The organism is Duganella sp. Root1480D1 (assembly GCF_001427305.1).
GTDB lineage: Bacteria > Pseudomonadota > Gammaproteobacteria > Burkholderiales > Burkholderiaceae_D > Rugamonas.
Genome location: NZ_LMFZ01000012.1, coordinates 230,345 through 254,954 on the forward strand (window position 1 = coordinate 230,345; position 24,610 = coordinate 254,954).

A 24,610-nucleotide genomic window follows, 5' to 3' on the forward strand; every position below is an offset into this window, starting at 1 on the left:
AGACAGCGAACCCTTACCAATCATAGGGGTTCGTCCGTCTATCGTTTCCGAATGGACGGCGGGCCTCTGCAACGGAGGTTACTCATGGAAACCATTCCCGATAACTGGTGGACTCTTCCCGTTCAAAAGGTGAAGCAAGCCGCAGTAATTCTTGCGAGATCGCGTGCATCCATCTATCTCGATGTCCAACGCGGTGAACTTGACCTGGTGAAGATCGGCGAAAAATCATCCGCCATCACCACTGCTTCCATCTTGCGTTACTGCGCCCGTCGAGGCATCGAGGTTAAGAAATGACCAAGCCAAAACGCTACCCTCGTGCGCGTTCAGCATTGCACGCTCGATTTTTGAGCAGCCAGGGGCTACCCGTTCGAAAACCATTTCACAACGAATGGATCGGTCCTGCTACGCCAACGGGGCTTATCGAATTGCTCCGCAATAGATATGTATTTGACGATGAAATGACCTCTAAGGTACTTGGCCTGTTGAACAGTGTTGCCAGCGGTCGGGCGATCAAGTGCGGCAACAAAATTTCGATGATCCCTGCCGGGCCAGGGAAAGTGATGATTCAACTTCGCCCCCGAGAAATCGCTTCGGCTTCGGCCGGGTTTAAGGCTCGACCGCTTGCAGTGAAAGGTGGCCAAAACCCATGAGCAGCTTCACATCGATTGAATTGACACGGTTCCCAGCCGCAAGCAGGCCAACAGGCAAGAGATCGACATTGAGTTGGCAGGACTTCACTCGCATGTTCGAGGTGCCACGAGAGTATGCCAGCATCGATGAGCTTCCTTTGTTTAGCTGCACGCAGTTTGCTGACGACTATCGGAATGCGCAGAACGCGCGCATGACCTACGCGATTGTTGGAGATCACGACGCAGGGACCATGCAGCCACAACAAGCAGCGAAAATTCTTCTTGAACATGGAGTTCAGGCTGTCATCTACACAACAAGAAGGCATAGGCCAGAAAAGCCGCGCTTCCGCGTAGTAGCAAGACTGACGAAACCTGTCGAAGCTAAAAAGCACCTCCATTTTGTTCGGGTACTGAACCACCTGTTGAACGGAGCTCTTGCGCGAGAGTCCGAATTGTCGCACCAGGCCTGGTTTTTCGGACGCGTCAAGAATTCGGAATATACCTTCATTCAGACCGAAGGCAGCCCACTTGATTTTGCCGAAGGGATAGAGTTCGAACCGAGTGAACTGCCTTGCGGCGCGGAAAATGCATCATCCGATATCGCGCGTGGGAGCTTGCCGGGGGCACCGGTTGACAACGATGATTTCCTGTCCTGGCTCACGCCTTCACCAGAGTCACCTACACGTGAAGCGGCAGAACGTATCGCGAGCATGCTTCAGGCTGCGTGTCCCGATCCGGACATTGGTGGCTACAAAGTTTGGTTCGACCATCTGGCGATGGTTCACTCTAGCAGTCATCCCGATGCAAAAGAGATTGCTCGCACGTGGAGTAAGCAGGGGAAGATGTACAGCAAAAAAGAGTTCGACAAAACCTGGAAAAGCTTGGCTATCGACCGACCAAGCTTGCTTACATTGGGTACGCTGCATATGCGCGCAACGCAAAATGGTTGGAGCGACCCACGCGCAGTTCGTCACGATACTTTTGGTGACATCAGCAATGCACGCCGCTTTGCAGCCAAATACTGCCGCCAGTTCCTCTACGTGCATGCTGTCGGCAAGTGGCTTCGATGGGACAAAGTTAGATGGGTGTGGTGCAATAGTGGTGAGGCTACGAAGGCTGCGAGAACGATAGCGGTCGAGGCACTGGAAGAGGCGAATGCCGCATTGTGCGCAGATCCAACGGACAGAGCCAAAAACAACCAGAATCAGGCGCTTGCTGTGCATCGAAATGCTCGCCGTCTCGATGCGCTGCTGCACGTCGCCGCCACTGAAGACGGGATGAGTATTCCCAATCCGTCGTTTCTCGATTCTGATCCTATGCTCCTTGGCGTTCGAAATGGCGTCGTGGATCTGATGTCTGGCACGCTGCTGACGCCTGCGCCGGAAATGCGGATTAGCAGACAAGCCGGAGCCTCATTCAATAGAGAGGCGAAATGCCCGCAATGGCTCGCTTTTCTGAATGCCGTATTCAATGAAGATGCGGAGACCATTGCATTTGTTCAGCGGATGGTGGGGTATGCACTTACGGGGCGGATGGACGAAGAAATCCTCTTCTTCCTGCTTGGCACTGGGGCGAATGGAAAGTCGGTCTTCGCCAACATTCTTCACGCTATTTTCGGAGAGTATGCGGTCACCGTGCGCTCAACGATGCTGGCCCGCGACGCGAAAGGCAGTGGCAGCGAAGCCGAAAGGGAAAAAGCTCGGCTCCCTGGTGCGCGCCTGGCACTGATTAACGAAGTTGGGATCAACGATGTCTTCGACGACCAGCGTGTGAAAGAGCTCGTTAGCCGTGAGCATATCAGCGCTCGCGCCTTGTACGGGGAGTCATTTGACTTCATGCCAACCCACACCATATTCATCCGAGGAAATCATCAGCCTGTGGCCCTGGACGCCGGAGATGGATTTTGGCGACGCATCGCATTGGTTAGGTTCAAACGCCAGTTCAACGAGTGCGAACGCGTTCCCGATTTGGACAGACGCATACTGGAAACTGAGCGCGACGGAGTTCTCATGTGGGCTATTGATGGCTGCCTGAGTTGGCAAAAAACCGGAATGAGCATCCCGCGCACGATCCGTAAGGACGGTGATCAGTACAGGCGAGACAGCGATCAACTTGGAGAGTGGATAGAGACACGCTGCCAAGTCGATGAATCGGCAGAGACCCCCGTGGCACTGCTTTTTGAAGACTACTGCGAGTACCTTAGGAGCGGCGGGATGCGCACTCCTTCAAAGCCTGTTTTCAGTCGCCTCCTTGCTCAACGGGGGTTTGAGGCCGGAAGGACTAAGGCCACAAGATTCATTCGAAAACTAGCGCTGATCGACGACTTCTCCATCAAGGCGGAGGACGACGAGTTGTAGCGATTAGGTGACGGAAGTGACGCAATTCGGTTCATTCCCCTAAACCTTTTCCATGCATAGACAAAGGAGAATTTATGAGAAATGAGCTGATTCGCGTCACCACCGTCACCGGCCTCGCCTTTGTGCATTGTTGGTGCCATGCGAGGCTCAGAAAATTCGCAGATGGCGGGGCTCTACGCACCCTCATGGCTAGATATATCGCTAGGTAGTACCTTTCGGCCGAAGCAGTCCCGCCATCAGCAGACCAGTGAAACCGTGAAGCCGTGAAGCCGTGAACCCATATACCCGTGAATGCCTGAACAGTGAAGCCGTGAAACCGTGAAGCCGATAAGGCTCTTTACGCAGTCTAGACAGACAGGTTGGCCCCGAGAGCGGCCAGCAATGGCAATTCAACTTTCGTATTCTTAAAAGGACAAAATATGAAGACCAGCAGCACAAGGAATGAGATCCAAGACCGAATCTCCGTTGTTTCCAACGATATCGCAGAAGTGACGAAGCGCTGCTCTAAGGTGCGCGCTCAAATGAATCCTATTACCGCCCGCATCTCTGAATTGGAGCAGCAAATCAAAGCACGCGACTGGACGCTCACTGGAAGCCGACCCAAGGGCTGTACTGAGACGGTGAAGGATGCCAGTGATATCCGGCGTAAATTGTATGCAGAGCGAAGTAAGCTCACGCGAGAACTGAGCGAACTGCAAGGACAGGTTGCGCCAATGAATCGTCAACTCTCGGAGCTGAGAGGCGATCTGCACGCGCTCAAGCAGTCAGCGGTAACTCCAGAATCATTGCAACTCGAGATCGACGCGGCCAGTGCAATTTTGACTGGCCTGGAGGACGAAAGAACAGCTCTCGTGAGCATCCTAAATAACGCCGAAGATCAGATGGGTGAAATTTCGAAGCTTGAATCCGAGGAAACCCATGCAACAGAGCGTTTGACCGAAACTCAAGCAAAATCCTTCCTCGCTACGCCTCAAACAGCAGCCGGAATGAAGCGCGCGGTTATCGAGGCGGAGAAGGCTCTGAAGCATTGCTATGACAAAGCTTTGGAAGCACGAGCAGCTCGGCCTATGGTGCTTTCGAACATCAACAAGGCCAAGGAGGAACTGAGATCGATTGACGAACGGATCGAGCAGCAGAAAAATAATCTGGAGGAAAAGCAGAATCAGCTTTGGAAAATCGAAGCGTATGATGATTGGGAAGGAATCATGTCGTCGGTGCGCAGGGCATTGCGTAAAATGCTGAAGGGGGACCGAGCTATCGGACGCGCCCTCGTCGAAGCGTTGATGCATGAAGGCCTGCGAGAATTTGACGAGAAGGGACGCTTGATTCGCCCTAGCTGGCTCCACTCGAGCGGGGCTAGCCTTGACAATATCTGACACCTCGTCAACGGATACGTTGTAAGCCAACTTTGCCCGGCGCAACGCCGGGCATTCAGAATCTCTTGCAATAGTGACAGTCGTGTGAGTTGATGCACTCCGATGTATAAATGGAGCACACCAATCCTCAGAGATCGCTCTTCCCCGCCTTGGCCTCGGCCTCGTGCAGCGCCTTAAGCCCCTTTAAATCCACAAGCATAACTTCGCCAGCAATCTCATTGACTGTCAGTTGGTCATCACCGTTCGACCAGAAAACAGCTTTTGCGTGAGAAGCGGCTCGAGCAGGAGGACCAAATTTTTCTGTGAGAGATCGAATAACGCCAGGCTGAGAAAAGCCGCCAGTCTGAACCAACTTAAACATCACCGATACGATTCGTCCATCAAGCGCGACTACCCCTCCATAAGTCACAGCCGCTCCCCCGAGAGATTTATCTTCGAGTACACACGCAACCCTTCGTCCTTGCAGACCGACTTTCTTGTTGGGGCTTGGGCAGTCGCTGAAGGCCATACCTGTTCGGTAGCCCTTAAGTTCCAGCGGCACATCGGTGTGGCTTGTCAGGCCTGGGATAGTAGTGCTGCAGCCGCTAAGCAGCACACAAAGTAGTGCTGTGGACTTCATCATTTTTTTCATTGTTTCCTCGCCAATTATATATCGTTTCATGCTTCCCAGTTCACGGTAAAGTCAACACAAATACTAAGGAATTCTTAGTGTGAGCGCAAGGAAATACTAAGACTATCTTAGCCTTTACGGGGCTACGAATGTCGATCTTTGCAAAGCGGTTAAAGGAAGCCAGGAAGATTGCTGGCATTTCGCAAGAAAAGCTTGGTGTCGCTGCGGGCATTGACGAAATGTCGGCGAGCGCAAGAATGAATCAATACGAACGGGGGAAGCATGACCCGGACTTTTTAACCGTCACTAGGATCGCGCAAGTGCTGAACGTCCCAGAAGGATATTTCTACACAACAGACGACACAGCGGCCTGGCTGGCTGTTACCTTCCATCGAGCGTCACTATCCGGCAAAGAGATCGTGATTGAGGCAGCACGTTCGATCTCCGGAAGCTAATTGGAACTTCTACTTGCATAGCGAGGCGGGTTAATGCTTCACTGGTCTGCGACCAACCCCGCAAATACTGGATAACTCACATACTTAACCGCGATGGCAACTAGGAAGAAGAAAAACAGCAAGCAACCTGCGGCTTATTCCGGCTTTGTCCTAACATTTGAACCGGAGCGCACTGACTGGCTGGCCGAAAAGCTTCATTCAGGGAAAGACCTAGCGGATTCGTTTTCTGCTCTCGATTGGGAGTTCGAGCGTAGAGAGCTCGTATTGCTAGTGCTTAGCAAAGACCCTCTCGCCATTTCTGCGATGGCTATGATGGAGCGAATGCACGGTAGCGGTGGTTCGGGCAAACTCAAGATGCGTATGTCGAACATCGTCAAGTTCGATCCGCCCATCCAAAAAGGCGAGCTACTGATCTCCGATTTTGAGCCCCTCATGTGCACGCCCGAGACTTTGAGCCGGACGGCGCATCCAACTTGGGAAAGTCTGCTCGTAGAGCTTCGCCAGTGTCGCCCCAGCACATCGGAGGCAATTGATCAACTAATTGCACTGCGAGCCGAAGAACGTCGCCTGTTTGGCGAGTCCAACCGTATCGAACGCCTGAACGAGCAGCGCGACGGTGTTGGCATTAGCCTGGATCTCGCAGAGTTGGATAGGGCCAAGGTGCTCAAAGGCTTGAAAGCGGAAAAGGTCGAATCAGCTTCTTCAATAATTGATCTACTCGACGGAATGCCTGTACAGGAACGGACCCTCCTCGAGCATGATGCGCGCATTTTCGAACAGTTGCTGGAAGACGCCCCTAACAAGTCCGCAATGTTTTCGGATGGAGGTAAAAGTTCAGTGCGCGTCTATGTGGTTGATAAAGATCCACTTGAGACTGTCTTAGGTATTGATCTTATTATTTACAGCACGTGCTACGACAACTTCATACTTTTGCAGTACAAGAGAATGGAGAAGAATGGAACAGGCTGGTCCTATCAGGTTCCGCCGTCATCCAACATTCATCAGCAATTGCAACGAATGAGCGCCTTCCGCTCTGCCGCGTCGGCGAAGCCATCTACTCCAGCGACGCTTTGGAGCTATCGCCTACATGACGGCCCGTTTTACTTCAAATTCTGTGAACAAATTCGCCCCAATGCACGCGACGATAGCTTGATCCAGGGGATTACGATGCAGGAGTCGCATCTACGCGAATTTCTGACGCTTCCTGAAGCCAAAGGACCAGGCGGCGGAATATCCATCGGTTACGAAAACTGTCCTCGCTACTTGAGTAACACCGAATTCATTCAGTTGGCACGAGTAGGCTGGATCGGCGCTGGCCCTCAATCGATTTCATTGTTGAAGGAAGTTATAAAAGCCAACGCTGAGGGCGGTCGATCTGCAATGCTCGCCGTAATCGACACACCTAAAAGAACATCGGCCTCTGGACGTGGCAAAAAGGACAAATAAGCCCGTCTGGAGAAGTATGGCGCGGCCCGAGAAAATTGGATCGTGCCTAGACCTCCAAAACGCCCCAACCAAGCGATTTTGGTAAGTGGGCCTGGATGTGGGACAAAATAAAAAAGCGCCCCGAAAGGCGCTTATTTACTATGTTCTTGGCGGGAGAGGGGGACTCACATCATTCACCATACCTCGCATCAACACTAGCTTTTATCGTTGGGTTTTCACAACTTGGATGCAAACATGGACGCAAAAATTTATGCTTGGGGTTCGGTAGGGGCGTTCGGAAACGACTCGGCCTTATCGAATTTCCTGCGCAGCTATATTGTTAAATCCACTTGCAAATGGTTTGACTTCTCCTTTAGGTAAAGGCGCGCTTTGCCACGGTTGCGGCCATGAGTGCGTATTTATTTCTGGACGATTCGGCGCTACACTGAAAACAATCGTTTTGAAATTCTCGCGGCGACTGGCCCGAACCGCCTCTCTTTTCCTTCTTGCCGCAGAACGATATAACGAAACGCCTCAGAAATTACCAAGCGGTATCCGCTGCACGTTTGAGCGCCCATCAGGGTAGCAAATCCGCTAAGCGTCAAACGAATTGAAATATCCTAGCACACCTGTAACAGCTAGCCATGTGGAGGCGTCAGATGAAGATCGCGAAGTGGATAGGGGGACTGTTGCTACTTGCGTTCACCGTTGTTGTGTTCGCCGCCTGGCAAGGGAGAACTGAGCAAAGACGATTGCAAAATGCGCTTATCATGACGGGCAACTACGTTGGCATGACCGAAGGGCAACTGCATTTGCTTGGCTCAAAGATTGCTGACGAAGGCGTTGGCACTATTGGCGAAGCGCATGAGGTAATATTTTGGTTAGTATGTAGTGGCAGAATTTCGAATGAAAACATCGAAAATGCTACTCGAACAGCGCTGCGTTTAATGACCTCCCAGGATTTGAATGAGAAGGAAGCGGTTGCTCGACTTCTGTACATAATAGGCGAAGCCAACACAATAGATCCCTTCATGGCTTGTCCAAGGTAGACGCTGAAGATAAGCCCTTTTTTCTGCGCCTCCTGATCGATGAGCTTCAGGCAGCCTTGAAGCAAACGGCCAAGTTTTTACAGCCAGATCCGCTACTCACAGACCATAACTGGTCCTCCCCTCGTTGCGCATTCGGTATCACATCGCTTGCGCAAGTTATCGAAACCTATTAGGGCAACTTATGCAAACCCTACACAGGATAGGGTTTGGCTATTTTTCCTTTACAAACTCTATGGCTTTTCGGGCTTTACCTTTCTAGTCATCAATGAGACAAAAGATCGTGGCGATACAGCCGTACCCGCACTCGGCATAGGTATCCCTAATGCAGTCAAAAGGGGCTCTGGATCGCGAAGGTGCGGAGCCAATAACACGCGAAGAATGAATGAATGGAGCCCGCTGTTTCGATCCAAAATCGTAAATGCGCTGTCAATGGCTTTCTTGCACACAGATCGACTGGGCCGTTGTGCAGCGACGTAACGCTCTAGACCATAGCGCTTTCCAACTTCCAGATTGAAGTCTGATTGGATTGCCCGAAGCCTTGTACGATTCCCCATAAGTTCGCTCCCCTTCATCCGACCACCAATTAGTGGTAGCAGAAGCACATGGCAGTGTGGGGCCACCTCATCAAGATGGACAACTGCACTAAGGATTGGCACTTGAAATGTAGCCTCTGTCCAGATTACGGCATCAGTAAAGAAGGCCGCCTGATCGATATTAAGTCCTTCTGGTAGGCTAAAAACAATCTCAAGGGCGCGAACGGCATCCTTCCGTAACCTGGGAAGGTCAGCGCATTCAAGCAGCCTCTTAGCGTCCGCAGCCACTTCTGCTGCAAGGTTCGCGCCACGTAGCACGTAATTCAGGTCCGTCAAAGCTGGATCAATCGAGCTAGCAGCCCCTTGGCTAAGCTCGGCTTGAATTTCGCGGAGGTTGTGTTTTGCTGCGACCAGCACAATTGACTTACCGGTAAGTTTTTTTATGCATAGAATTTGCGCGGAGGACATTATTTCACCTCCGAAAAATCGAACTCGATTTGCGCCGAAAGAAAGTCAGCACATCTTCCCCGGAGAAAATAACGTGCAACTCCAATGTGCATCAATCCATCCGCTGTCACAACATTTTCACGCACCGTATCAATCAGCCATCCTTGCTTAATAAGTTCAAATATTCTAGTTGCAAGACGAGCAAATCCGAGGCCGAAACCTTCCGGTGTGTTGAGACCCCGTTCACCTAAGAATTTAAGTATTTTTAACAGGGTCTTTCCTTGTTTTTCGGTGCTAGAGTCACATAGCAAAAGGCCAGCATCTCCCAACGTTCTTCTTAGTGTGGCGATGTCGCTGTTTAAACACCGCCTAACGGGGGAGTGTCCGCCGTTGCGCTTATGCTCTGCGGAGGGGTCGTTTTTAAATCTCATTTGACGCCCTCCGTGGCAACCGAATACCCCGTGGGATCGCTAAGCCAGCGATGAATTTCTTCGTTAGAGTAAAAAGTGCATCGATCCGTTAGCCTTATAGGCTGAGGAGCTTTTCCGTTTAAAACTAATTTTCGCCAGGTTTCGCGACAAACCGGGATAAAGTAACGCAACTGATTCCATCGCGATAAACCAACATTCGGAAGCGGCAGAACAGAAATATTTTTTGGAGGTAGCTCCTTCATTACAGGTCCCCCTTCCGCTGTTCCTGAAGATCGTCTAAGCGCCAAACGGAGGGCGCGCTTAGGTGTCTAATAGGGGAAGTTCCATGGTGACCACAAGTGCATACATTCTTCCGAATGGCTCTTCGGAAACAGTGCAGGTACGTCGCGAACTTATTGGTCGCAAGCAATACAGGAATGACATTAGTTAAAGATTTCATCACATTCAATTCAATTTATCGCACATCAACCGCGCAAAGAATAGGCAACGTGCCGAATCGCCACCTATTTCTATGCGCTTGGTTGCATTACGATATAACCATCGGCCTGATCTATTTTATCTAAGTAGCAGATGATTTATACAAATAGACGAAAAACCGCCTAAGTTATTGAATGCTATGAGTTTTCCTATAAAAACCAAGAAAACTATCGACGAAAGTTTGAAAGTTTTATCCTAAATCAACGTTAACAAACGCCTTTAATACAGTACCGGCCTGAAAAGGTACTTTACCTCCGCGCTTGCACACTCCATTTTCAGCCATTACCGTTGCCGTTAATTCTGCAAGCTTATTTTTATTGATCAGTAACTTTTTATTATTTTTAACTAATTCCCTAGCGAAATATCTTGCGCAGGTATACCAGTTTTGGAAACCAGCTCCCTTGGGATCGCCGATTTTCTCGATTTCCCAGTTTTTCTTATTTTCCAAACCCTCGCTAGAATTGCCAATTTGCACCACTTCATCGCCTATGTGCTTACGCTTTCTGCCGGGTGTGCGCGGCAGAGGGCCGACGGGCTCCGAGTATTCCAAGGCCCAAGTATCAATAAGAATAATCAATTCGATGTCAAACGCAGACACAGGAGTTAACAGAAAAACCTTCGACAACGACTTTCTGCATAACAGTGAATGCAGTTTCACATCCCAGCCTTGGAAATAGTCAGAGGCTTTTCGCGTCACTCCCCCTTGATTTCTGATCTCTGCCTCAAATTGTTCATATGCCCCGCTAAGTTCTATTAAGCGGGCTTTCGCTAGGGTAAGCAATCTCGATTTCAAGTCACGTACTTCGACGCTCATGCTATTACCCCCGCTCATCTGGCAACCATGCTACACCGCTATTTGACGTTCGAATTTGCAACGTTATCCAAGAAATCTGCATATTTTTGCATCATCACACGGCGCTCGTCCAAAAACTGCGCTCGATCATATGCTTCTCCGTAAGCGTCTCCAGAAGAATGTGCTAACTGGCGATCAACAACTTCATGCCGGTATCCGAGTCTTTCCTTAATCACCCCCATTGCAAGAGACCGAAAGCCATGTCCCGTGTGCTTACCGCCGTATCCCATTCGCTTAAGGGCGGAAAGAATTGCCCCATTACTTGCGGGTTTTTGATGATCACGTTGATTAGGGAACAAGAACAGACCGCCTCCAGTGTAAGTGCTCAATTCACGAAGCAGTCTCCAACCTTGGCTCGGCATGAAAACGTGATGATCGACCTTGCGCGGTTTGACTTTTTTCTTCCCCATCTTCATTCGCTGCCAGGGTATAACCCATAACTCTCGCTCCAAATCAATCTCGGCCCATGGCGTCTCTATCAGCTCGCTCGTGCGCACGAAGGTCAGCATCATTAAGCGCATCATAATTCTGGTGGTTGGATACATACGTATTTCATTGCGTTCTAGAGCCAGGAGAAATTGAGGTAGATCGTCTGGGGTGATGGCCGCATGATGACCATCGGCGCTAGGCTGTAAGGCAGTGCGCAAACTTGGAACCGGATCAGACTCGGCTCTTCCAGTAACGATGGCATATCGAAAAACTTGACTTATTACTTGGGCCTGACGTTTAGCCATGTCCACCGCGCCACGACGTTCAATCTGACGAAGAACGTCAAGCACTAAGGGAGCTCCTATGGTAGAAATCGGCTGTTTCCCTACAAGAGGAAACACGTCTTTTTCTAATCGATGAAGGATGTTGTTTGCGGTGCGTAATTGCCACGAACTGAGCTTTGTCGCATGCCATTCACGCGCCACTGTTTCGAAGGTATTCGCGTTGGCGAAAGCCTGATTCCTCTTTTCGATACGCTTTGCTTGCGCCGGATCGGTTCCCGCCGCTCGTAGCTTGCGCGCCGCCATGCACTTTTCTCGTGCGTCTTGTAAAGATGTCTCAGGATAGCGCCCGAACGTGAGCCGCGTGGTTTTGCCGTTTGGCTGACGATAACTCATACGCCAGATCTTGGACCCCTTTGAACTTATCTCAAGGTACATGCCCCCGCCATCCGCCAGAGTGTATGTTTTCTCCTTTGGCTTCGCATTCCGAATCTGAGTGTCGGTAAGTGGCTTGGCTAGCTTTGGCATTTTGCATCCATCCTGTGCGGAGGTTTGCATCCATGGAATCAAGTATGGACTCAAAAATGCTGGGTGTAAATGGGCAAACTTGGGCAGACCAAGCGCAAAAAAGCCCCTAAAATCAATATAGACTTAGGGGCTTCTGGGCAAACTTTGTTGTTACTTGCCATGTCCTTGGCGGAGAGAGGGGGATTCGAACCCCCGATAGGCTATGAACCTATACACGCTTTCCAGGCGTGCGACTTAAACCACTCATCCATCTCTCCTGCATTCTCACGCTGATCGCGAGAGGCCCGAATTATAGCAGGGTTAACGGGGAGTGCAAAGACTTTCTGCTTTAAACCACCAAAACCGGTAAACCGGTGTCAGACCCGCAGGGTCTGACACCTTCTGCGCATACTTAAGAGGTTTCTTTCAGTTGCTCAAGGATGGCCGGGTTTTCCAGGGTGGAGACGTCTTGGGTGATGGTCTCGCCTTTGGCCAATACGCGCAGCAGGCGGCGCATGATCTTGCCGGAGCGGGTCTTGGGCAGGTTGTCGCCGAAGCGGATCTCTTTTGGCTTGGCGATCGGGCCGATCTCCTTGCCTACCCAGTTGCGCAGCTCGGTGGCGATTTGCTTGGCTTCGTCGCCGGTTGGGCGGGCGCGCTTCAGCACCACGAAGGCGCAGATCGATTCGCCAGTGGTTTCATCGGGCTTGCCGACCACGGCGGCTTCGGCCACCAGAGGGTTGGCAACCAGCGCCGATTCGATCTCCATCGTGCCCATGCGGTGGCCGGATACGTTCAGCACGTCGTCGATGCGACCGGTAATGGTGAAGTAGCCCGTTTCCGAATTGCGGATTGCGCCGTCGCCTGCCAGGTAGTACTTGCCGCCCAACTCCTCTGGGAAGTAGCCGGCCTTGAAGCGGTCCGGATTGCCCCAGATGGTGCGGATCATCGATGGCCATGGGCGCTTGACGACCAGGATGCCGCCGCTGCCGTTCGGTACGTCGTGCCCTGCTTCGTCCACAATCGCGGCCATGATGCCTGGCAGCGGCAGGGTGCAAGAACCTGGAACCATCGGGGTGGCGCCTGGCAGTGGGGTGATCATGTGGCCGCCGGTTTCGGTCTGCCAGAAGGTGTCGACGATCGGGCATTTCTCGCCGCCGACGTTCTTGTAGTACCACATCCAGGCTTCCGGATTGATCGGCTCACCCACGGTGCCCAGCAGGCGCAGCGAGGAGATGTCGAAGTTCTTCGGATGCACTTTCGGATCGACGTCGGAGGCCTTGATCAGCGAACGGATCGCGGTCGGTGCGGTGTAGAAGATGTTGACCTTGTGCTTGGCGATGGTTTCCCAGAAGCGGCCAGCGTGCGGGAAGGTCGGGATGCCTTCAAATACAACTTGGGTCGCGCCGACCGCGGTCGGGCCGTAAGCGATATAGGTGTGGCCGGTGACCCAGCCGATATCGGCGGTACACCAGTACACGTCTTCCGGCTTGATGTCGAACGACCACTTCATGGTCAGTGCGGCCCACAGCAGGTAGCCGCCGGTGGAGTGCTGAACGCCCTTCGGGGTGCCGGTCGAGCCGGAGGTGTACAGGATGAACAACGGGTGCTCCGCTTCCACCCATTCAGGTTCGCAGGTGGCAGCCTGGCCTTCCACCAGGTCGTGCAGCCAGACGTCGCGGCCTTCGGTCCAGGCGATATTGCCGCCGGTGCGCTTGTACACCACCACGTTCTTGATGGTGTCGCAGCCGCCCATTGCCAGGGCTTCGTCGACGATGGCTTTCAGCGGCAGTTGTTTGCCGCCGCGCAGTTGCTCGTCGCAGGTCAGCACGGCCACGGCGCCGGCGTCGATGATGCGCTCTTGCAGCGATTTGGCGGAGAAGCCACCGAACACCACGGAGTGCGTTGCGCCGATGCGGGCGCAGGCCTGCATGGCAGCTACGCCTTCCACCGACATCGACATGTAAATCACGACGCGGTCGCCCTTCTTGATGCCGCGCGCCTTCAGGCCGTTGGCGATCTTGCAGGTCTTGTCGTGCAGTTGCTGGTAGCTGACGCGGGTCACCTGGCCGTCGTCGGCTTCGAAGATGATCGCGGTCTTGTCGCCCAGGCCGTTCTTGATATTGCGGTCCAGGCAGTTGTAGGAAACATTCAGCTTGCCGTCTTCGAACCATTTGTAGAACGGCGCATTGTCTTCATTCAGCGTGCGGGTGAACGGCGTTTGCCATACCACGTGTTCGCGCGCCAGGCGCGCCCAGAAGCCTTCATAGTCGCGCTCAGCCTCGTCGCACAGCGCCTTGTAGGCGGCCATGCCGGATACGGCGGCCTTTTCCACGAACGCCGCTGGCGGCGCAAAAATGCGCGATTCGGTTGGTCCCTGTTGGTCTGCGCCCTGGTTGGTCATGCTTGTCTCCGGTTAGTGATGGTTTGCTTGCAACAATAGAGCTTGTCGCTTACTGCGCCCTTACATGATTCAAGGCGCTACTTTTGCCATTTTAATCACATCCTGCCCCTCTGGCATAGGCGGCGCGGGCAGCCAGCGGTCGACCAGCAATACCAGTTTGTGGCGCGTCCATCCGCCCAGTCGCTTCTCCAGCAGCCAGTGCGAAGCCGAGGCGAGCGGGATCGCCAGCAACAGCGCGAGGTAGACCTCATTCCAGCTTCGCGTATGCAGGTAGTGCTGGTCCAGCCAGCGGGTCAAGACCACTTGGCCAAGAAAATGCGTGAGGTACATCGAGTAGGAGACGTTACCTACCCATTGCAGCCAATGCGGCGTGCGCAGCGTGACCGTTTTACTGGCAACGGCCGTCGCCAGCAGCATCAGGGCCAAAGGCCAGCCCCACCCTGCCGGCCCGTGGAAGCCGCCCACGCCGGACCAGCCCCACCACAGCACAAAGCCCTCACTGCAAGCCACGGCCTGCCAGGCCAGCGCAGCATTGGGGAAGCGCACCTTGGGGTTCAGGTAAAGCAGCCCAGCCGCCATGCCGGCCACGAATTCCCAGATGATCGGGTTGGTCACCAGGTGCAGGTAGGCCGTGTCGAACATCAGGTACTGCCGCACGTCCAGCGTTGGACCGCCTGCCGTCATCGGCAGCAGGATCAGCGTCAGCGCCATCCAGCTCGCCAGCACCAGCCAGCGAAGCCGGCCCGCGAGCATGCTGGCGCCAAATACCAGGTAGAAGTACATTTCAAATGCCAGGGTCCACGCCAGCGGGAATACAAGGCCGAAGAACGGTGCATCCTGCGGAACCACCGGCCGGAAAGTCAGCGACTGGAACAGTGCCAGCAGGCGTTCGGGATCGTCGAAGAACCACAGGCCATCGCGCTTGATGAAGATCCAGGCCAGCGTCACCACCACGTAGGCTGGCCAGATGCGCGCAAAACGCTTGGCCGCGAACAGCGCCGCTTCGCGCGGGCCGCTGGCGTTCCGGGTGGTGTAGACCATGATAAAGCCGCTGACCAGGAAAAACAGGTCGACGCCCATGGCGCCCGGCAGGAACAGCGCGCTGGCCAGGCCTTCATTCGGCGTGCCATCCAGGAAAAACCGGCCATGTGTCAGGACCACCAGCAGCACGGCGATCCCGCGCAGCCCCTGCACCCAATCGAGCTTCATAATCTTCAGGCAAATTAGACAAAACGGCAATGTAGCACAGCCGCCCCGCTACCGCGCCGCCGTTGCGAGTGTAGAATATCGGCTGTTTTTCCAACGCTCCTCCAATATCCGCAGATGACCGAACCTCAGAACAACAACGGCAAACGCCTTAGCCCTATCCCCGCCTTCATCTTCATGTCCCGCTGGCTGCAGCTTCCGCTGTACCTGGGCCTGATCCTGGCGCAGTGCGTCTATGTGTTCCACTTCTGGGTCGAACTGAAGGACCTGATCGGCGCCGTGTTCGGCGACGCGCATTCGCTCGAGCACATTATCAGCGTGACGTTCCACGGCTCCGCCACGGCGCCGACCAAACTCACCGAGACCGTCATCATGCTGGTGGTGCTGGGCCTGATCGACGTGGTCATGATTTCCAACCTGCTGATCATGGTGATCGTGGGCGGCTACGAAACCTTCGTCTCGCGCATGCACCTGGAAGGCCATCCAGACCAGCCGGAATGGCTGTCGCACGTGAACGCCTCGGTGCTGAAGACCAAGCTGGCGATGGCGATCATCGGCATCTCTTCGATCCACCTGCTGAAGACCTTTATCAACGCGAAGGACTATGAGCCACAAGTCCTGATCGCGCAGACCGTCATCCACGTCGTATTCCTGCTGTCCGCAATGGCGATTGCGTACACCGATCGCATCACCACCCTGACGCACAACGATTCCAAGCACCACTAATTAGCCAACGAGCCAATCATGACCATCATCAAGCAAGACGACCTGATCGAATCTGTTGCCGCCGCGCTGCAGTACATCAGCTACTACCACCCTGCCGACTACATCCAGCACCTGGCACGCGCTTATGAAGCCGAGCAAAGCCCGGCCGCCAAAGATGCGATCGCCCAGATCCTGACCAACTCCCGCATGTGCGCGGAAGGCAAGCGTCCGATCTGCCAGGACACCGGCATGGTGAACGTCTTCCTGAAGATCGGCATGGGCGTGCGCTTTGAAGGCTTCAAAGGCACCGTGACCGACGCCGTCAACGAAGGCGTGCGCCGCGCGTACAACTTCGCCGACAACAAGCTGCGCGCCTCCATCGTGGCCGACCCGCACTTCGAGCGCAAGAACACCAAGGACAACACCCCGGCCGTGGTCCACATGGAACTGGTGGAAGGCAATACCGTGGAAGTAGCCGTTGCAGCCAAAGGCGGCGGCTCCGAGAACAAGACCAAGTTCGTCATGCTGAACCCTTCCGACTCGCTGGTGGACTGGGTGCTGAAGACCGTGCCGCTGATGGGCGCCGGCTGGTGCCCGCCTGGCATGCTGGGCATCGGTATCGGCGGCTCCGCCGAGAAAGCCATGCTGCTGGCCAAAGAGTCGCTGATGGAAGACATCGACATGTTCGAGCTGAAAAAGCGCGGCCCGCAGAACAAGCTGGAAGAACTGCGTATCGAACTGTGCGACAAGATCAATGCCCTGGGCATCGGCGCGCAAGGCTTGGGCGGCCTGACCACCGTGCTGGACGTGAAGATCAATATGTATCCGACCCACGCTGCCTCCAAGCCAGTCGCCATGATCCCGAATTGCGCGGCCACCCGCCACGCCCACTTCGTCCTGGATGGTTCCGGCCCGGCCTACATCGAGCCGCCGAAGCTGTCCGACTGGCCTGATGTCACCTGGGCTGCCGACACCGAAAAATCCAAGCGCGTCGACCTGAACACCCTGACCAAGGAAGAAGTGGCCTCCTGGAAGCCGGGCCAGACCCTGCTCCTGAACGGCAAGATGCTGACCGGCCGCGATGCTGCCCACAAGCGCATCCAGGACATGCTGGCCAAGGGCGAGCAGCTGCCGGTGGACTTCACCAACCGCGTGATCTACTACGTCGGCCCGGTTGATCCGGTGGGCGAAGAGGTCGTTGGCCCAGCCGGCCCGACCACCGCAACCCGCATGGACAAGTTCACCGACATGATGCTGGAAAAAACCGGCCTGATCTCCATGGTCGGCAAGGCTGAACGCGGCCCGACCGCGATCGAATCGATCCAGAAGCACAAATCGGCTTACCTGATGGCGGTTGGCGGCGCTGCTTACCTGGTGTCGAAGGCGATCAAGGGCGCCAAGGTGGTCGGCTTCGAAGACCTGGGCATGGAAGCGATCTATGAATTCGATGTGGTCGACATGCCTGTCACCGTAGCCGTCGATTCCACCGGTACTTCCGTCCATAACACCGGCCCGAAAGAGTGGCAGGTGAAGATCGAGTCCCTGAAAGCGGCACAGCCAGCATAAATGGTCCATCCAGTTCCCTCCTCCGCCGACGCACCGATCGGCGTCTTTGATTCCGGCGTCGGAGGGCTCTCCGTGCTGCGCCATATCCATGCGCAGTTGCCGCACGAGCACGTGATGTACTTCGCCGATTCCGCCTTTACGCCCTACGGTGCAAAGACGAACGAATGGCTGGTACAGCGTGCCATCGCGGTGACGGCCTTCCTGCTCGAAAAAGGCGCGAAGGCGCTGGTGGTGGCCTGCAACACCGCCACGGTGGCGGCCATCAAGGCAGTGCGCGCGGCCTACCCTGCCCTGCCGGTGGTTGGCGTGGAACCGGGCCTGAAACCCGGCGCCGCTGCCACCCGCAACGGCACGGTCGCCGTCCTGGCAACGGCGAGCACACTGCGCGGCGAGAAGTTCCTGGCGCTGCGCGAGCAGATTTCCAGCACCAGCGGCACGCGCTTCCTGCTGCAGCCATGCGTCGGCCTGATGGAACGCATCGAACAGGGCGACCTGACCGGCAAAGAAACCGCAGCCATGCTGAAGGGCTATGTGGAGCCGCTGCTGGACCAGGGCGCCGATACCCTGGTTCTCGGCTGCACGCACTATCCATTCGTGCAGGACGCCATCGCGCAGCTTGTTGCAGCACGCGGCGATGCCACTGCCGTTACCCTGATCGACACCGGCGACGCCGTGGCGCGCCAACTGGCACGCCTGCTGGAAGGCGCCGCCCTGCTGCGCCCGGGCGGCACCCCGGCCCACCTGCACGGCTACACCAGCGGCAGCGCGGCAGCCTTGCAACAGCAGTTTGCCAACCTGCTTGGCCTGCACCCCAAGGTCGAATCCGTAGTGGTTTGAAATATATTTGCCAGTTCCGGCACAAGCCTATATAATCTCGGCTCTGTCGCGCTACGGGGCGATAGAAAGCAGTCAGTGGTGGCTGTAGCTCAGTTGGTAGAGTCCAGGATTGTGATTCCTGTTGTCGTGGGTTCGAGCCCCATCAGCCACCCCAAAGAATACCGCTAGTGCGCGCAAGGCCTTGATTTCTATAGGAATCAAGGCCTTTTGCGTAAAAGGCTAAACGGAGTTGATACACGGTCTGTCACACAACCAACGTGGAGCAGACTATGAAAGCAATCTCTGAAGGTATTTACCAACGCGGCAAAAACGGCACGAAGTATGTGCGTCGCCGCATCCCAGCCGACATTCGCGCGGCCTACCCTGCCTGCCAAGAACACATCGTCCGGAGCCTCGGCACTGCCGACCTGCGCGACGCCAAAGAGCTGGCGCGTGCTGAACTTGCACGTATCGACACCGAGTTCCGGCAGAAGCGTCAAGAGCTCGACCTGAGCCGAGTTTCGTTGAACCCGAAGCGCATTGCCCGGCTTGATAATGAGCAGCTCGAGAGCGTTGCCCGCTTCTGGGTCCACCGGGTCTTGCTGAACGATGACCGTATTCGCCAGGATGGTCTGGATGATACAAAATTCGATGAGCTCGGCGAGAAGCTAGCAAGCCAACGTACCGAGCTCGGCCGAGTGCTCGCCCAGGGGAAGAGCATGAGCGTGTATCCAGCGCTGCACGGCTTCCTACGTCTGTGCGGCTTGGACTTCGCGCCCGAAAAAGACGAGGCGAAGCGTGCCTCTTACACCTTCCTGCGTTCGGTGATTGAGTCGCTGGACTACCAGCTCGCGCGGCAACGGGGGGAGCTGGTGGACACCGACAAGGTGGCCCCAGCAACGACTCATCCGCTGTACGTCGTAGCGCCTGAGCGCGCTCCCGAAAACCCGGAGATGCCAACTTGGGCGAAAGTATTCGAGACCTGGCGCGATTATGTTAAGAACCGCCGGTCCACCACCACCATTGCCTCCCAAACTCCTTGGCGCGACCTGGAGCGGTTTGCTGCAACACGCGGCACGCGTATGCCAGCCGAAGTTACTCCGGAGCTGATGACTTCCTTCGCACATTACATGTTCGAACGGGGTCTGGAAGTCGGGACCATCAACGAACGGATATCGAAGGTTCGCGCCATCTACAAGATTGCTGTGGGCAAGCACGTTCTAAAAACGAATCCTGCTCTGCACACCTTAGGCTTCAAGGAAAATGGCGTCAAACAACGCAAGAAGCGTCGTTTGCCCTTTGACCCTGCCGACCTAGCAACGGTGTTCTCTTCTGAAGTGTTTACGCAGCACAAGCGGTCCAGAGGGCAGTCCGGAGAGGCGAGTTACTGGATTCCTTTGTTGATGTTCTACACCGGCGCACGCCCTGAAGAGATTGCGGGGCTGGCGCTGAGCGACCTCTGCCGCGATGCAAAGTTCGGTTGGTATTTCAATATTGTCGACCGGCCTGGCGACGAAGACCGCGACCTTTTTGACGACGACGACGTGCCTGAAAGCCATCGCCGGACCTTGAAAAATTCGATGTCCATCCGTCGAGTCCCTGTTGCACAGGAGCTGATTGATTTGGGCCTGCTGCGTTACGTCGAGTGGTTGCGCGGAAGTGACTCAACCGTTTTCTTCCCAACGCTAAAGAAAGACTTCCACGGAAAGCTCTCGGGCTCGTTCTCGAAGTTCTTTGGTCGATATAAGCGAGCTATCGGCATCACCGATAGTCGCAAGGTGTTGTACTCGTTGCGCCACTCGATGAAAGACCTGCTCGAAGCGGCCGGCGTGCCATCCAAGTATTTGCAGCGCGTACTCGGCCATACCACAGGCGATGGCAAGGTTACTGATGGCTACGGTTCGGACTTGCCGTTCAGCCGCCTGTCCAAGTACTTCTCTCGCGTACAGTTTCCTGTTATCCCAGCGCTACCCTGGGAACCAGGTCACGGAACTGTCAGCCTGAAAGACGGCAAGTCCTGACTACACCGGCCCGTCGGTTTGTTCGACGGGCCGGAACTATAGAGCCAGAGCGCGCCGGGACGTGCGTTCGAGGTCAAGGGCCGCGTGCTTGACGTCCAGCCGCGACATAGCCTGCGGTAGCAGCTCGCGGTCGTCGGTATAAATCGTCACCCCGTGGCGCGCGCGGCTGATGGCGACGTAGTAGAGGGAGTGGTTAGCCATCGCACTGGTTACGTCCGCCTCGACCAGAACGCGGTCGCAGGTCTGCCCTTGCGCTGCATGGACGGTCGTGCAGTACGCATGGTCCAGCTTCAAGGGCTGGTCCAAACTCAATTTCAATGTACTCCCGGCGTCCACCCTGACCGTGAGCTCGCGCGCTGACTCGTCGATTGCCTCGACGATGCCGGCCTGCCCGTTGACGATGCCGCGCCGATAGTCGTTCGCAGTGAACCGAAGCCGGTCGCCGACGGCAATTTCGCGCTCTTCCAGCGAATGGACGGCGACGTGAGGCATGGCGGTCGGTCGCCACTGCACCAAGTCACCGCTTGCCCGACGTAGCGTGATGCAGCCGGGCTCTACTTCCACGACTTGCGCAGTGTCGCCGCGCCGGAGACCGATACTGTCATAGTGCCGCAGCGCCTCGATGATGTTGCCTGGTGAGTAGCTTAGTGAACTCTGCAACTGTGCCCGTGTCAGGTCCTGGCTCTCCATGACCGACACGATGACACCGGTACTTGCGAGTCCGAGCCGCTGGCGCACCATCTCATTGATGGACCGGCGGGCTCGGTTCGTCCCCGCTACAACCAATATCTTTGCGCGGTCTTCTGGCAGGTGACGGGCATAGTCTCGGGCAATCCGCTGGTAGCGCTCCGTGGCGTGTGGTACCTCAGCGACGGTGGCCGCAAGTTTCTCCAGTGAGGCCTCGACACGGCCCTCCGCCGCGTCCACCACCGCGGCTCTCAATTTCTCATTCTGCTGGCGCAGGATATCTGTCATCCGCACGGTTGCCATGCCCTGCTCTTGGAGCTGACGAAATGGGACCCCGGCCTCGACAGCTTTAAGCTGCCCAGTGTCACCGACCAGCACGGCCCTGGAGCCAGCCTGCTCAATGGTGGACAGGAGTGCATGCATGTCGCGCAGGCTTACCATCCCGGCTTCGTCTACGACAACCAAGGTCTGGTCGTTCAGCGGCCGGCCCTTAGCAAGGAATCCAGCAATGGTCATGGCCTGGAATCCCGATTTCTCCAGCTCGCGCGCTGCCGCCGCAGAAGGAGCCAATCCAAACGCCCTGAACTCCGAGCCGAGATTATCCGAAACCGTGCGCAGCATCGAGGTCTTGCCCGTACCCGCCAGCCCCTGGACACCGACAATGCGGCTATGCGTTGCCAAGATTAACTCTGCGGCTCGGCGCTGCCCTTCCGTCAGGCTTTCGGGCAGTGCCAACAGGGGCGCAAGGGTTGTGGGTCCCCCGGCGAACAAGTCACCCTGAGTCGGTTGCCAGATAGCCCTGGTCAACGCACTCCGCCCACGTGCCTCAATCGCCAAGAGCTCTCGCTCTGCCGCTTGCGCTTCCGGTGTAGTAATTCGACGGCCGTCGGCCGAAGCCAACAGCTCGCCAGAGCTGAGGCGCTGGTCGATGTTAAGCTGCACGTCGTCCAATACGACGGTGCCAGTGCCATGCGCTAGAGCTACATGCGCGATTGCGACTCGCTGGACGATTGCACTTCGCTCCGTTAGATGCGCCACCGCATAGTCGACAGCATTCCGGGCGGCCGCCACTAAATCTGCTTGTGGCAGAAGTGGCGGTTGCGTGGCGCCCCAGTCAATGCCCAGCTCGACCGCCTTCGCCAGCCAGACCTCGCGCAACGCCACACGGTCGATTGACCGGTCCTTACTGCGCCGCGTGCTTAGTCCTGCTATTTCCCTTTCGCCCGCCGATGCACTGGCGCGGTCCTTGCCCCGCGCCGCCAACGCAGCGTCAATAGCGCGACTGCGCGTACTGAACGCGGCAACGTGATGGTCACTGATATGAGCCAGTTCGAATCGCCCGTCCTGATGCGTCCGCCGGACACGATAGCCAAACAACTGTAAGCCTCGGGCAAGCTCGGCCCGATAGACCGCGCCAAGGAGCTTCTGATGCTCATAAAGGGGCCGACCATCCAATGCACGCCATTGACCGTCCGAGCGCTGGGTCATGTTCAATAATACGGAGTGCGTATGCACCTGAGGGTCTGCATCCCTGCTTAGGTCATGCTCAAAACGGGCAACGACCAAATTTTTACTATGGACCGTGGCCGTTTCGCCTTCCTGTGTGCTGCGATACACCGCCAGATTGTCCTGGACGTACCGTAGCGTTGCGCTAACTGCTTCCTGGTGGGCGTCGAGCAAGCGCTCGTCTCCGCCTATCAGCGCTTGCATACTGACCGATTTAGGCGCGCTAAAGGTCAAATCAAGTCCGGCGGTTCGCACTCCGTCACCGCCGCGATGCATCGCTTCCCCGTCTGGCAGCGCCCCTTCCAAGAGCGCCTTGAAGGCTTTTGCATCTACGACGCCTTCGAGGCCCAGGGTGGTCGCCCCCGTGCCCCACCATTCCGAGGGAGCCCGTCCACCCTCTCCGTAATAGTCATCGCTTCCCTCGTAATAGCTGGCAGCGGATTCAGCCGAAGTGACTTTAGCTAGTGTCAGCACAGGTCCTCCGCTACGAATGCATCCGTCACTTCGTCCCACTGTTGTGGTACCAATCGCAGCCGGTGAACCGGTTCGTCGCCAGCCAACGCGAGGAATCCGCCAAGATTCGGCAGGCTCGAAATCTCACTGGCGAGCACCAAGCGCTCTTGTGCATGCCGCACACTTTGCGACTCCCCTTGTCCACTCGCGCCGGAGCTACGGCTCAACTCGTGGCGAAGCACCTCGCGTTCGCCTAGCGCACGAGAGAGCTCATCAGCGGTCGCCGGGTCCGACTTTGCGATAGCCAAAACTGCCAGATTGCGGAAGCAGGAACGGAGTACAGTTGCCGATTCACGGCCATACAAGCGGTCGAGTTGCGCCGTGCTTTGGAGCCCAGCGACCACGGCCAGCCCGTGTTTGCGACCGAGCGTTAACCCCGCCTCCAGGCCGCTGAGCTTGCCCAAGGCGGCCAGCTCATCAAGTAACAGCCATATCCGCCGCGCAGGGTCCGGTGGCAGTGTCAGCACAGCGTTCGTAGCAATACCAACCCAGCTCGCGAGCAGTGGCGCCAACGCTGCTTGCATATCGGCTCGCCAGGTCATGAACAGGCTGCCATCGCCAGCTTCGAGCCACTCACGGATGCTGAAGGGTCCCGGCTTCAGGAACCGCTGCGGTGACAGATGCGCTGTCAACACGAAGCGCGTAGAAGCCAAGGCCTTGTCCGCACCCTCGTCGAACAATCCTGCTGCGGGTGTCCCTAGCAAGAGGGCCTCCAACTCCCGTGAAGGCGCAGTAGTGCACCAGTACAGCAAACGCTCTGTCGTCGTCTCGCCCGACCGAACCAGCGCACGCAACACCTCGGCCAGCAGCACCTGGGCATAGTGGTGCCATGGGGCCGATTCCCCGTGGCCGGCCGGGACGAGGCTGGCTGCGAGGCGGTCAGCGTCGAAATCGGCGCGGATTTCGTTGAACACACACCAGCCCTCGGCCCGCGCATCGAAGGGATTCAGGAGCCGGTCTCCATCGCGTGCAAAGCGACTCAGGTACGTACCGTTCGGGTCACAGACGATAGCGCGCTGGCCGCGCGCTCGGATACCGGCCAGTAGCTCTTCGATAAGGGTAGATTTGCCAGCCCCGGTCGTGCCAGGAACCAGCAAGTGCAGAGTTTCCAGCTCGACGGGCCACGGGTGACCACCGAGCGTCAACCGACGATGCTCCCAGGGTATGGGCTGGGCAATCAGGGCTTTTGCTTTCGTCGAGCAAAAGCGCCGCAAGGCGTCACGCATCATTGCTCACTCTCCCAACGTGAGCCGCGAAGACGAAGCACGTCGAGTGCTGCGCGACGCTGCCAGCGGCGGAGCATCCACCCACTAACGAGCGTTGCGCA

Annotated in this window: 20 protein-coding genes and 2 tRNA genes; 12 read left to right on the top strand and 10 right to left on the bottom strand. The window is 56.0% G+C overall.

Annotated elements, in window-relative coordinates; genetic code table 11:
• Window positions 1–84: 84 nt before the first annotated feature.
• From ASD58_RS13515 to ASD58_RS13525, 4 genes are all read left to right on the top strand, one after another.
• Window positions 85–294, top strand: coding sequence for a hypothetical protein (locus ASD58_RS13515; RefSeq protein WP_057261682.1), 210 nt, complete (start codon window positions 85–87; stop codon window positions 292–294).
• Window positions 291–650: a hypothetical protein gene (locus ASD58_RS31230; RefSeq protein ID WP_156401273.1), complete on the top strand. Its 360-nt coding sequence runs from the start codon at window positions 291–293 to the stop codon at window positions 648–650. Before ASD58_RS13515 ends, ASD58_RS31230 begins: the two co-directional genes overlap by 4 nt.
• Window positions 647–2,986 (top strand): phage/plasmid primase, P4 family, encoded by a 2,340-nt coding sequence (locus tag ASD58_RS13520; RefSeq protein WP_082565401.1) that lies wholly within the window; start codon window positions 647–649, stop codon window positions 2,984–2,986. The genes ASD58_RS31230 and ASD58_RS13520 overlap by 4 nt, the downstream gene beginning before the upstream one ends.
• 419 nt (window positions 2,987–3,405) lie before the next feature.
• Window positions 3,406–4,362 carry a hypothetical protein gene (locus ASD58_RS13525; protein WP_057261684.1) on the top strand — a complete coding sequence of 319 codons (957 nt, stop codon included), beginning with the start codon at window positions 3,406–3,408 and terminating at the stop codon, window positions 4,360–4,362.
• A gap of 127 nt (window positions 4,363–4,489) precedes the next feature.
• Here ASD58_RS13525 and ASD58_RS13530 read toward each other — a convergent pair whose 3' ends face one another.
• Window positions 4,490–5,023, bottom strand: coding sequence for a hypothetical protein (locus ASD58_RS13530; RefSeq protein WP_156401274.1), 534 nt, complete (start codon window positions 5,021–5,023; stop codon window positions 4,490–4,492).
• A gap of 98 nt (window positions 5,024–5,121) precedes the next feature.
• On the opposite strand from ASD58_RS13530, the gene ASD58_RS13535 reads away from it, so the two are divergent.
• From ASD58_RS13535 to ASD58_RS13545, 3 genes are all read left to right on the top strand, one after another.
• Complete coding sequence (locus ASD58_RS13535; RefSeq protein WP_057261686.1) at window positions 5,122–5,427, top strand: helix-turn-helix domain-containing protein; 306 nt, start codon at window positions 5,122–5,124, stop codon at window positions 5,425–5,427.
• Between the two features lie 93 nt (window positions 5,428–5,520).
• Window positions 5,521–6,873 (top strand): hypothetical protein, encoded by a 1,353-nt coding sequence (locus ASD58_RS13540; RefSeq protein WP_057261687.1) that lies wholly within the window; start codon window positions 5,521–5,523, stop codon window positions 6,871–6,873.
• 638 nt (window positions 6,874–7,511) lie between these two features.
• Window positions 7,512–7,901: a phage tail length tape measure family protein gene (locus ASD58_RS13545; protein ID WP_162253015.1), complete on the top strand. Its 390-nt coding sequence runs from the start codon at window positions 7,512–7,514 to the stop codon at window positions 7,899–7,901.
• Window positions 7,902–8,131: 230 nt separating this feature from the next.
• Here ASD58_RS13545 and ASD58_RS30505 read toward each other — a convergent pair whose 3' ends face one another.
• From ASD58_RS30505 to ASD58_RS13570, 7 genes are all read right to left on the bottom strand, one after another.
• Window positions 8,132–8,902 (bottom strand): plasmid recombination protein, encoded by a 771-nt coding sequence (locus ASD58_RS30505; RefSeq protein WP_082565402.1) that lies wholly within the window; start codon window positions 8,900–8,902, stop codon window positions 8,132–8,134.
• On the bottom strand, window positions 8,902–9,312 hold the full coding sequence (locus ASD58_RS30510; protein ID WP_082565403.1) for a helix-turn-helix domain-containing protein: 411 nt from the start codon (window positions 9,310–9,312) through the stop codon (window positions 8,902–8,904). Before ASD58_RS30510 ends, ASD58_RS30505 begins: the two co-directional genes overlap by 1 nt.
• A 667-nt stretch (window positions 9,313–9,979) precedes the next feature.
• Window positions 9,980–10,603, bottom strand: a complete 624-nt coding sequence (locus tag ASD58_RS13550; RefSeq protein ID WP_156401275.1) for a hypothetical protein — start codon at window positions 10,601–10,603, stop codon at window positions 9,980–9,982.
• A gap of 38 nt (window positions 10,604–10,641) precedes the next feature.
• A complete protein-coding gene (locus ASD58_RS13555) occupies window positions 10,642–11,880 on the bottom strand; it encodes an integrase arm-type DNA-binding domain-containing protein (RefSeq protein ID WP_057261690.1) in 1,239 nt (412 codons plus the stop codon).
• 166 nt (window positions 11,881–12,046) lie between these two features.
• A tRNA-Ser gene (locus tag ASD58_RS13560) sits at window positions 12,047–12,137 on the bottom strand.
• A gap of 134 nt (window positions 12,138–12,271) precedes the next feature.
• Window positions 12,272–14,263 (bottom strand): acetate--CoA ligase, encoded by a 1,992-nt coding sequence (gene acs / locus ASD58_RS13565; RefSeq protein WP_057261691.1) that lies wholly within the window; start codon window positions 14,261–14,263, stop codon window positions 12,272–12,274.
• A 69-nt stretch (window positions 14,264–14,332) separates the two neighbouring features.
• Window positions 14,333–15,472, bottom strand: coding sequence for an acyltransferase (locus tag ASD58_RS13570; RefSeq protein WP_057261692.1), 1,140 nt, complete (start codon window positions 15,470–15,472; stop codon window positions 14,333–14,335).
• A 114-nt stretch (window positions 15,473–15,586) separates the two neighbouring features.
• Here ASD58_RS13570 and ASD58_RS13575 point away from each other — a divergent pair, with 114 nt between their 5' ends.
• The 5 genes from ASD58_RS13575 to ASD58_RS13595 all read left to right on the top strand — a co-directional run bounded on the left by ASD58_RS13575 (window position 15,587) and on the right by ASD58_RS13595 (window position 20,577).
• A complete protein-coding gene (locus ASD58_RS13575) occupies window positions 15,587–16,195 on the top strand; it encodes a YqhA family protein (protein WP_057261693.1) in 609 nt (202 codons plus the stop codon).
• A gap of 18 nt (window positions 16,196–16,213) precedes the next feature.
• A complete protein-coding gene (locus ASD58_RS13580) occupies window positions 16,214–17,740 on the top strand; it encodes a fumarate hydratase (RefSeq protein WP_057261694.1) in 1,527 nt (508 codons plus the stop codon).
• Window positions 17,741–18,577 (top strand): glutamate racemase, encoded by an 837-nt coding sequence (gene murI / locus ASD58_RS13585; RefSeq protein ID WP_057261695.1) that lies wholly within the window; start codon window positions 17,741–17,743, stop codon window positions 18,575–18,577.
• A gap of 78 nt (window positions 18,578–18,655) precedes the next feature.
• Window positions 18,656–18,731 (top strand) — tRNA-His (locus ASD58_RS13590).
• 115 nt (window positions 18,732–18,846) lie between these two features.
• Complete coding sequence (locus ASD58_RS13595) at window positions 18,847–20,577, top strand: site-specific integrase (RefSeq protein WP_057261696.1); 1,731 nt, start codon at window positions 18,847–18,849, stop codon at window positions 20,575–20,577.
• Window positions 20,578–20,613: 36 nt separating this feature from the next.
• On the opposite strand, the gene mobF is transcribed toward ASD58_RS13595, so the two are convergent.
• Both mobF and ASD58_RS13605 read right to left on the bottom strand, forming a co-directional pair.
• Window positions 20,614–23,244, bottom strand: coding sequence for a MobF family relaxase (gene mobF, locus ASD58_RS13600; RefSeq protein WP_057261697.1), 2,631 nt, complete (start codon window positions 23,242–23,244; stop codon window positions 20,614–20,616).
• Complete coding sequence (locus tag ASD58_RS13605) at window positions 23,238–24,512, bottom strand: type IV secretion system DNA-binding domain-containing protein (protein ID WP_057261698.1); 1,275 nt, start codon at window positions 24,510–24,512, stop codon at window positions 23,238–23,240. Before ASD58_RS13605 ends, mobF begins: the two co-directional genes overlap by 7 nt.
• Window positions 24,513–24,610 lie beyond the last annotated feature (98 nt).

What these genes read in the sequence shown, in the direction of transcription:
- ASD58_RS13515 (WP_057261682.1), top strand. Translation starts at nt 85, where the DNA reads ATGGAAACCATTCCCGATAACTGGTGGACTCTTCCCGTTCAAAAGGTG.
- ASD58_RS31230 (WP_156401273.1), top strand. Translation starts at nt 291, where the DNA reads ATGACCAAGCCAAAACGCTACCCTCGTGCGCGTTCAGCATTGCACGCT.
- ASD58_RS13520 (WP_082565401.1), top strand. Translation starts at nt 647, where the DNA reads ATGAGCAGCTTCACATCGATTGAATTGACACGGTTCCCAGCCGCAAGC.
- ASD58_RS13525 (WP_057261684.1), top strand. Translation starts at nt 3,406, where the DNA reads ATGAAGACCAGCAGCACAAGGAATGAGATCCAAGACCGAATCTCCGTT.
- ASD58_RS13530 (WP_156401274.1), bottom strand. Translation starts at nt 5,023, where the DNA reads ATGAAACGATATATAATTGGCGAGGAAACAATGAAAAAAATGATGAAG.
- ASD58_RS13535 (WP_057261686.1), top strand. Translation starts at nt 5,122, where the DNA reads ATGTCGATCTTTGCAAAGCGGTTAAAGGAAGCCAGGAAGATTGCTGGC.
- ASD58_RS13540 (WP_057261687.1), top strand. Translation starts at nt 5,521, where the DNA reads ATGGCAACTAGGAAGAAGAAAAACAGCAAGCAACCTGCGGCTTATTCC.
- ASD58_RS13545 (WP_162253015.1), top strand. Translation starts at nt 7,512, where the DNA reads ATGAAGATCGCGAAGTGGATAGGGGGACTGTTGCTACTTGCGTTCACC.
- ASD58_RS30505 (WP_082565402.1), bottom strand. Translation starts at nt 8,902, where the DNA reads ATGTCCTCCGCGCAAATTCTATGCATAAAAAAACTTACCGGTAAGTCA.
- ASD58_RS30510 (WP_082565403.1), bottom strand. Translation starts at nt 9,312, where the DNA reads ATGAGATTTAAAAACGACCCCTCCGCAGAGCATAAGCGCAACGGCGGA.
- ASD58_RS13550 (WP_156401275.1), bottom strand. Translation starts at nt 10,603, where the DNA reads ATGAGCGTCGAAGTACGTGACTTGAAATCGAGATTGCTTACCCTAGCG.
- ASD58_RS13555 (WP_057261690.1), bottom strand. Translation starts at nt 11,880, where the DNA reads ATGCCAAAGCTAGCCAAGCCACTTACCGACACTCAGATTCGGAATGCG.
- acs (WP_057261691.1), bottom strand. Translation starts at nt 14,263, where the DNA reads ATGACCAACCAGGGCGCAGACCAACAGGGACCAACCGAATCGCGCATT.
- ASD58_RS13570 (WP_057261692.1), bottom strand. Translation starts at nt 15,472, where the DNA reads ATGAAGCTCGATTGGGTGCAGGGGCTGCGCGGGATCGCCGTGCTGCTG.
- ASD58_RS13575 (WP_057261693.1), top strand. Translation starts at nt 15,587, where the DNA reads ATGACCGAACCTCAGAACAACAACGGCAAACGCCTTAGCCCTATCCCC.
- ASD58_RS13580 (WP_057261694.1), top strand. Translation starts at nt 16,214, where the DNA reads ATGACCATCATCAAGCAAGACGACCTGATCGAATCTGTTGCCGCCGCG.
- murI (WP_057261695.1), top strand. Translation starts at nt 17,741, where the DNA reads ATGGTCCATCCAGTTCCCTCCTCCGCCGACGCACCGATCGGCGTCTTT.
- ASD58_RS13595 (WP_057261696.1), top strand. Translation starts at nt 18,847, where the DNA reads ATGAAAGCAATCTCTGAAGGTATTTACCAACGCGGCAAAAACGGCACG.
- ASD58_RS13605 (WP_057261698.1), bottom strand. Translation starts at nt 24,512, where the DNA reads ATGATGCGTGACGCCTTGCGGCGCTTTTGCTCGACGAAAGCAAAAGCC.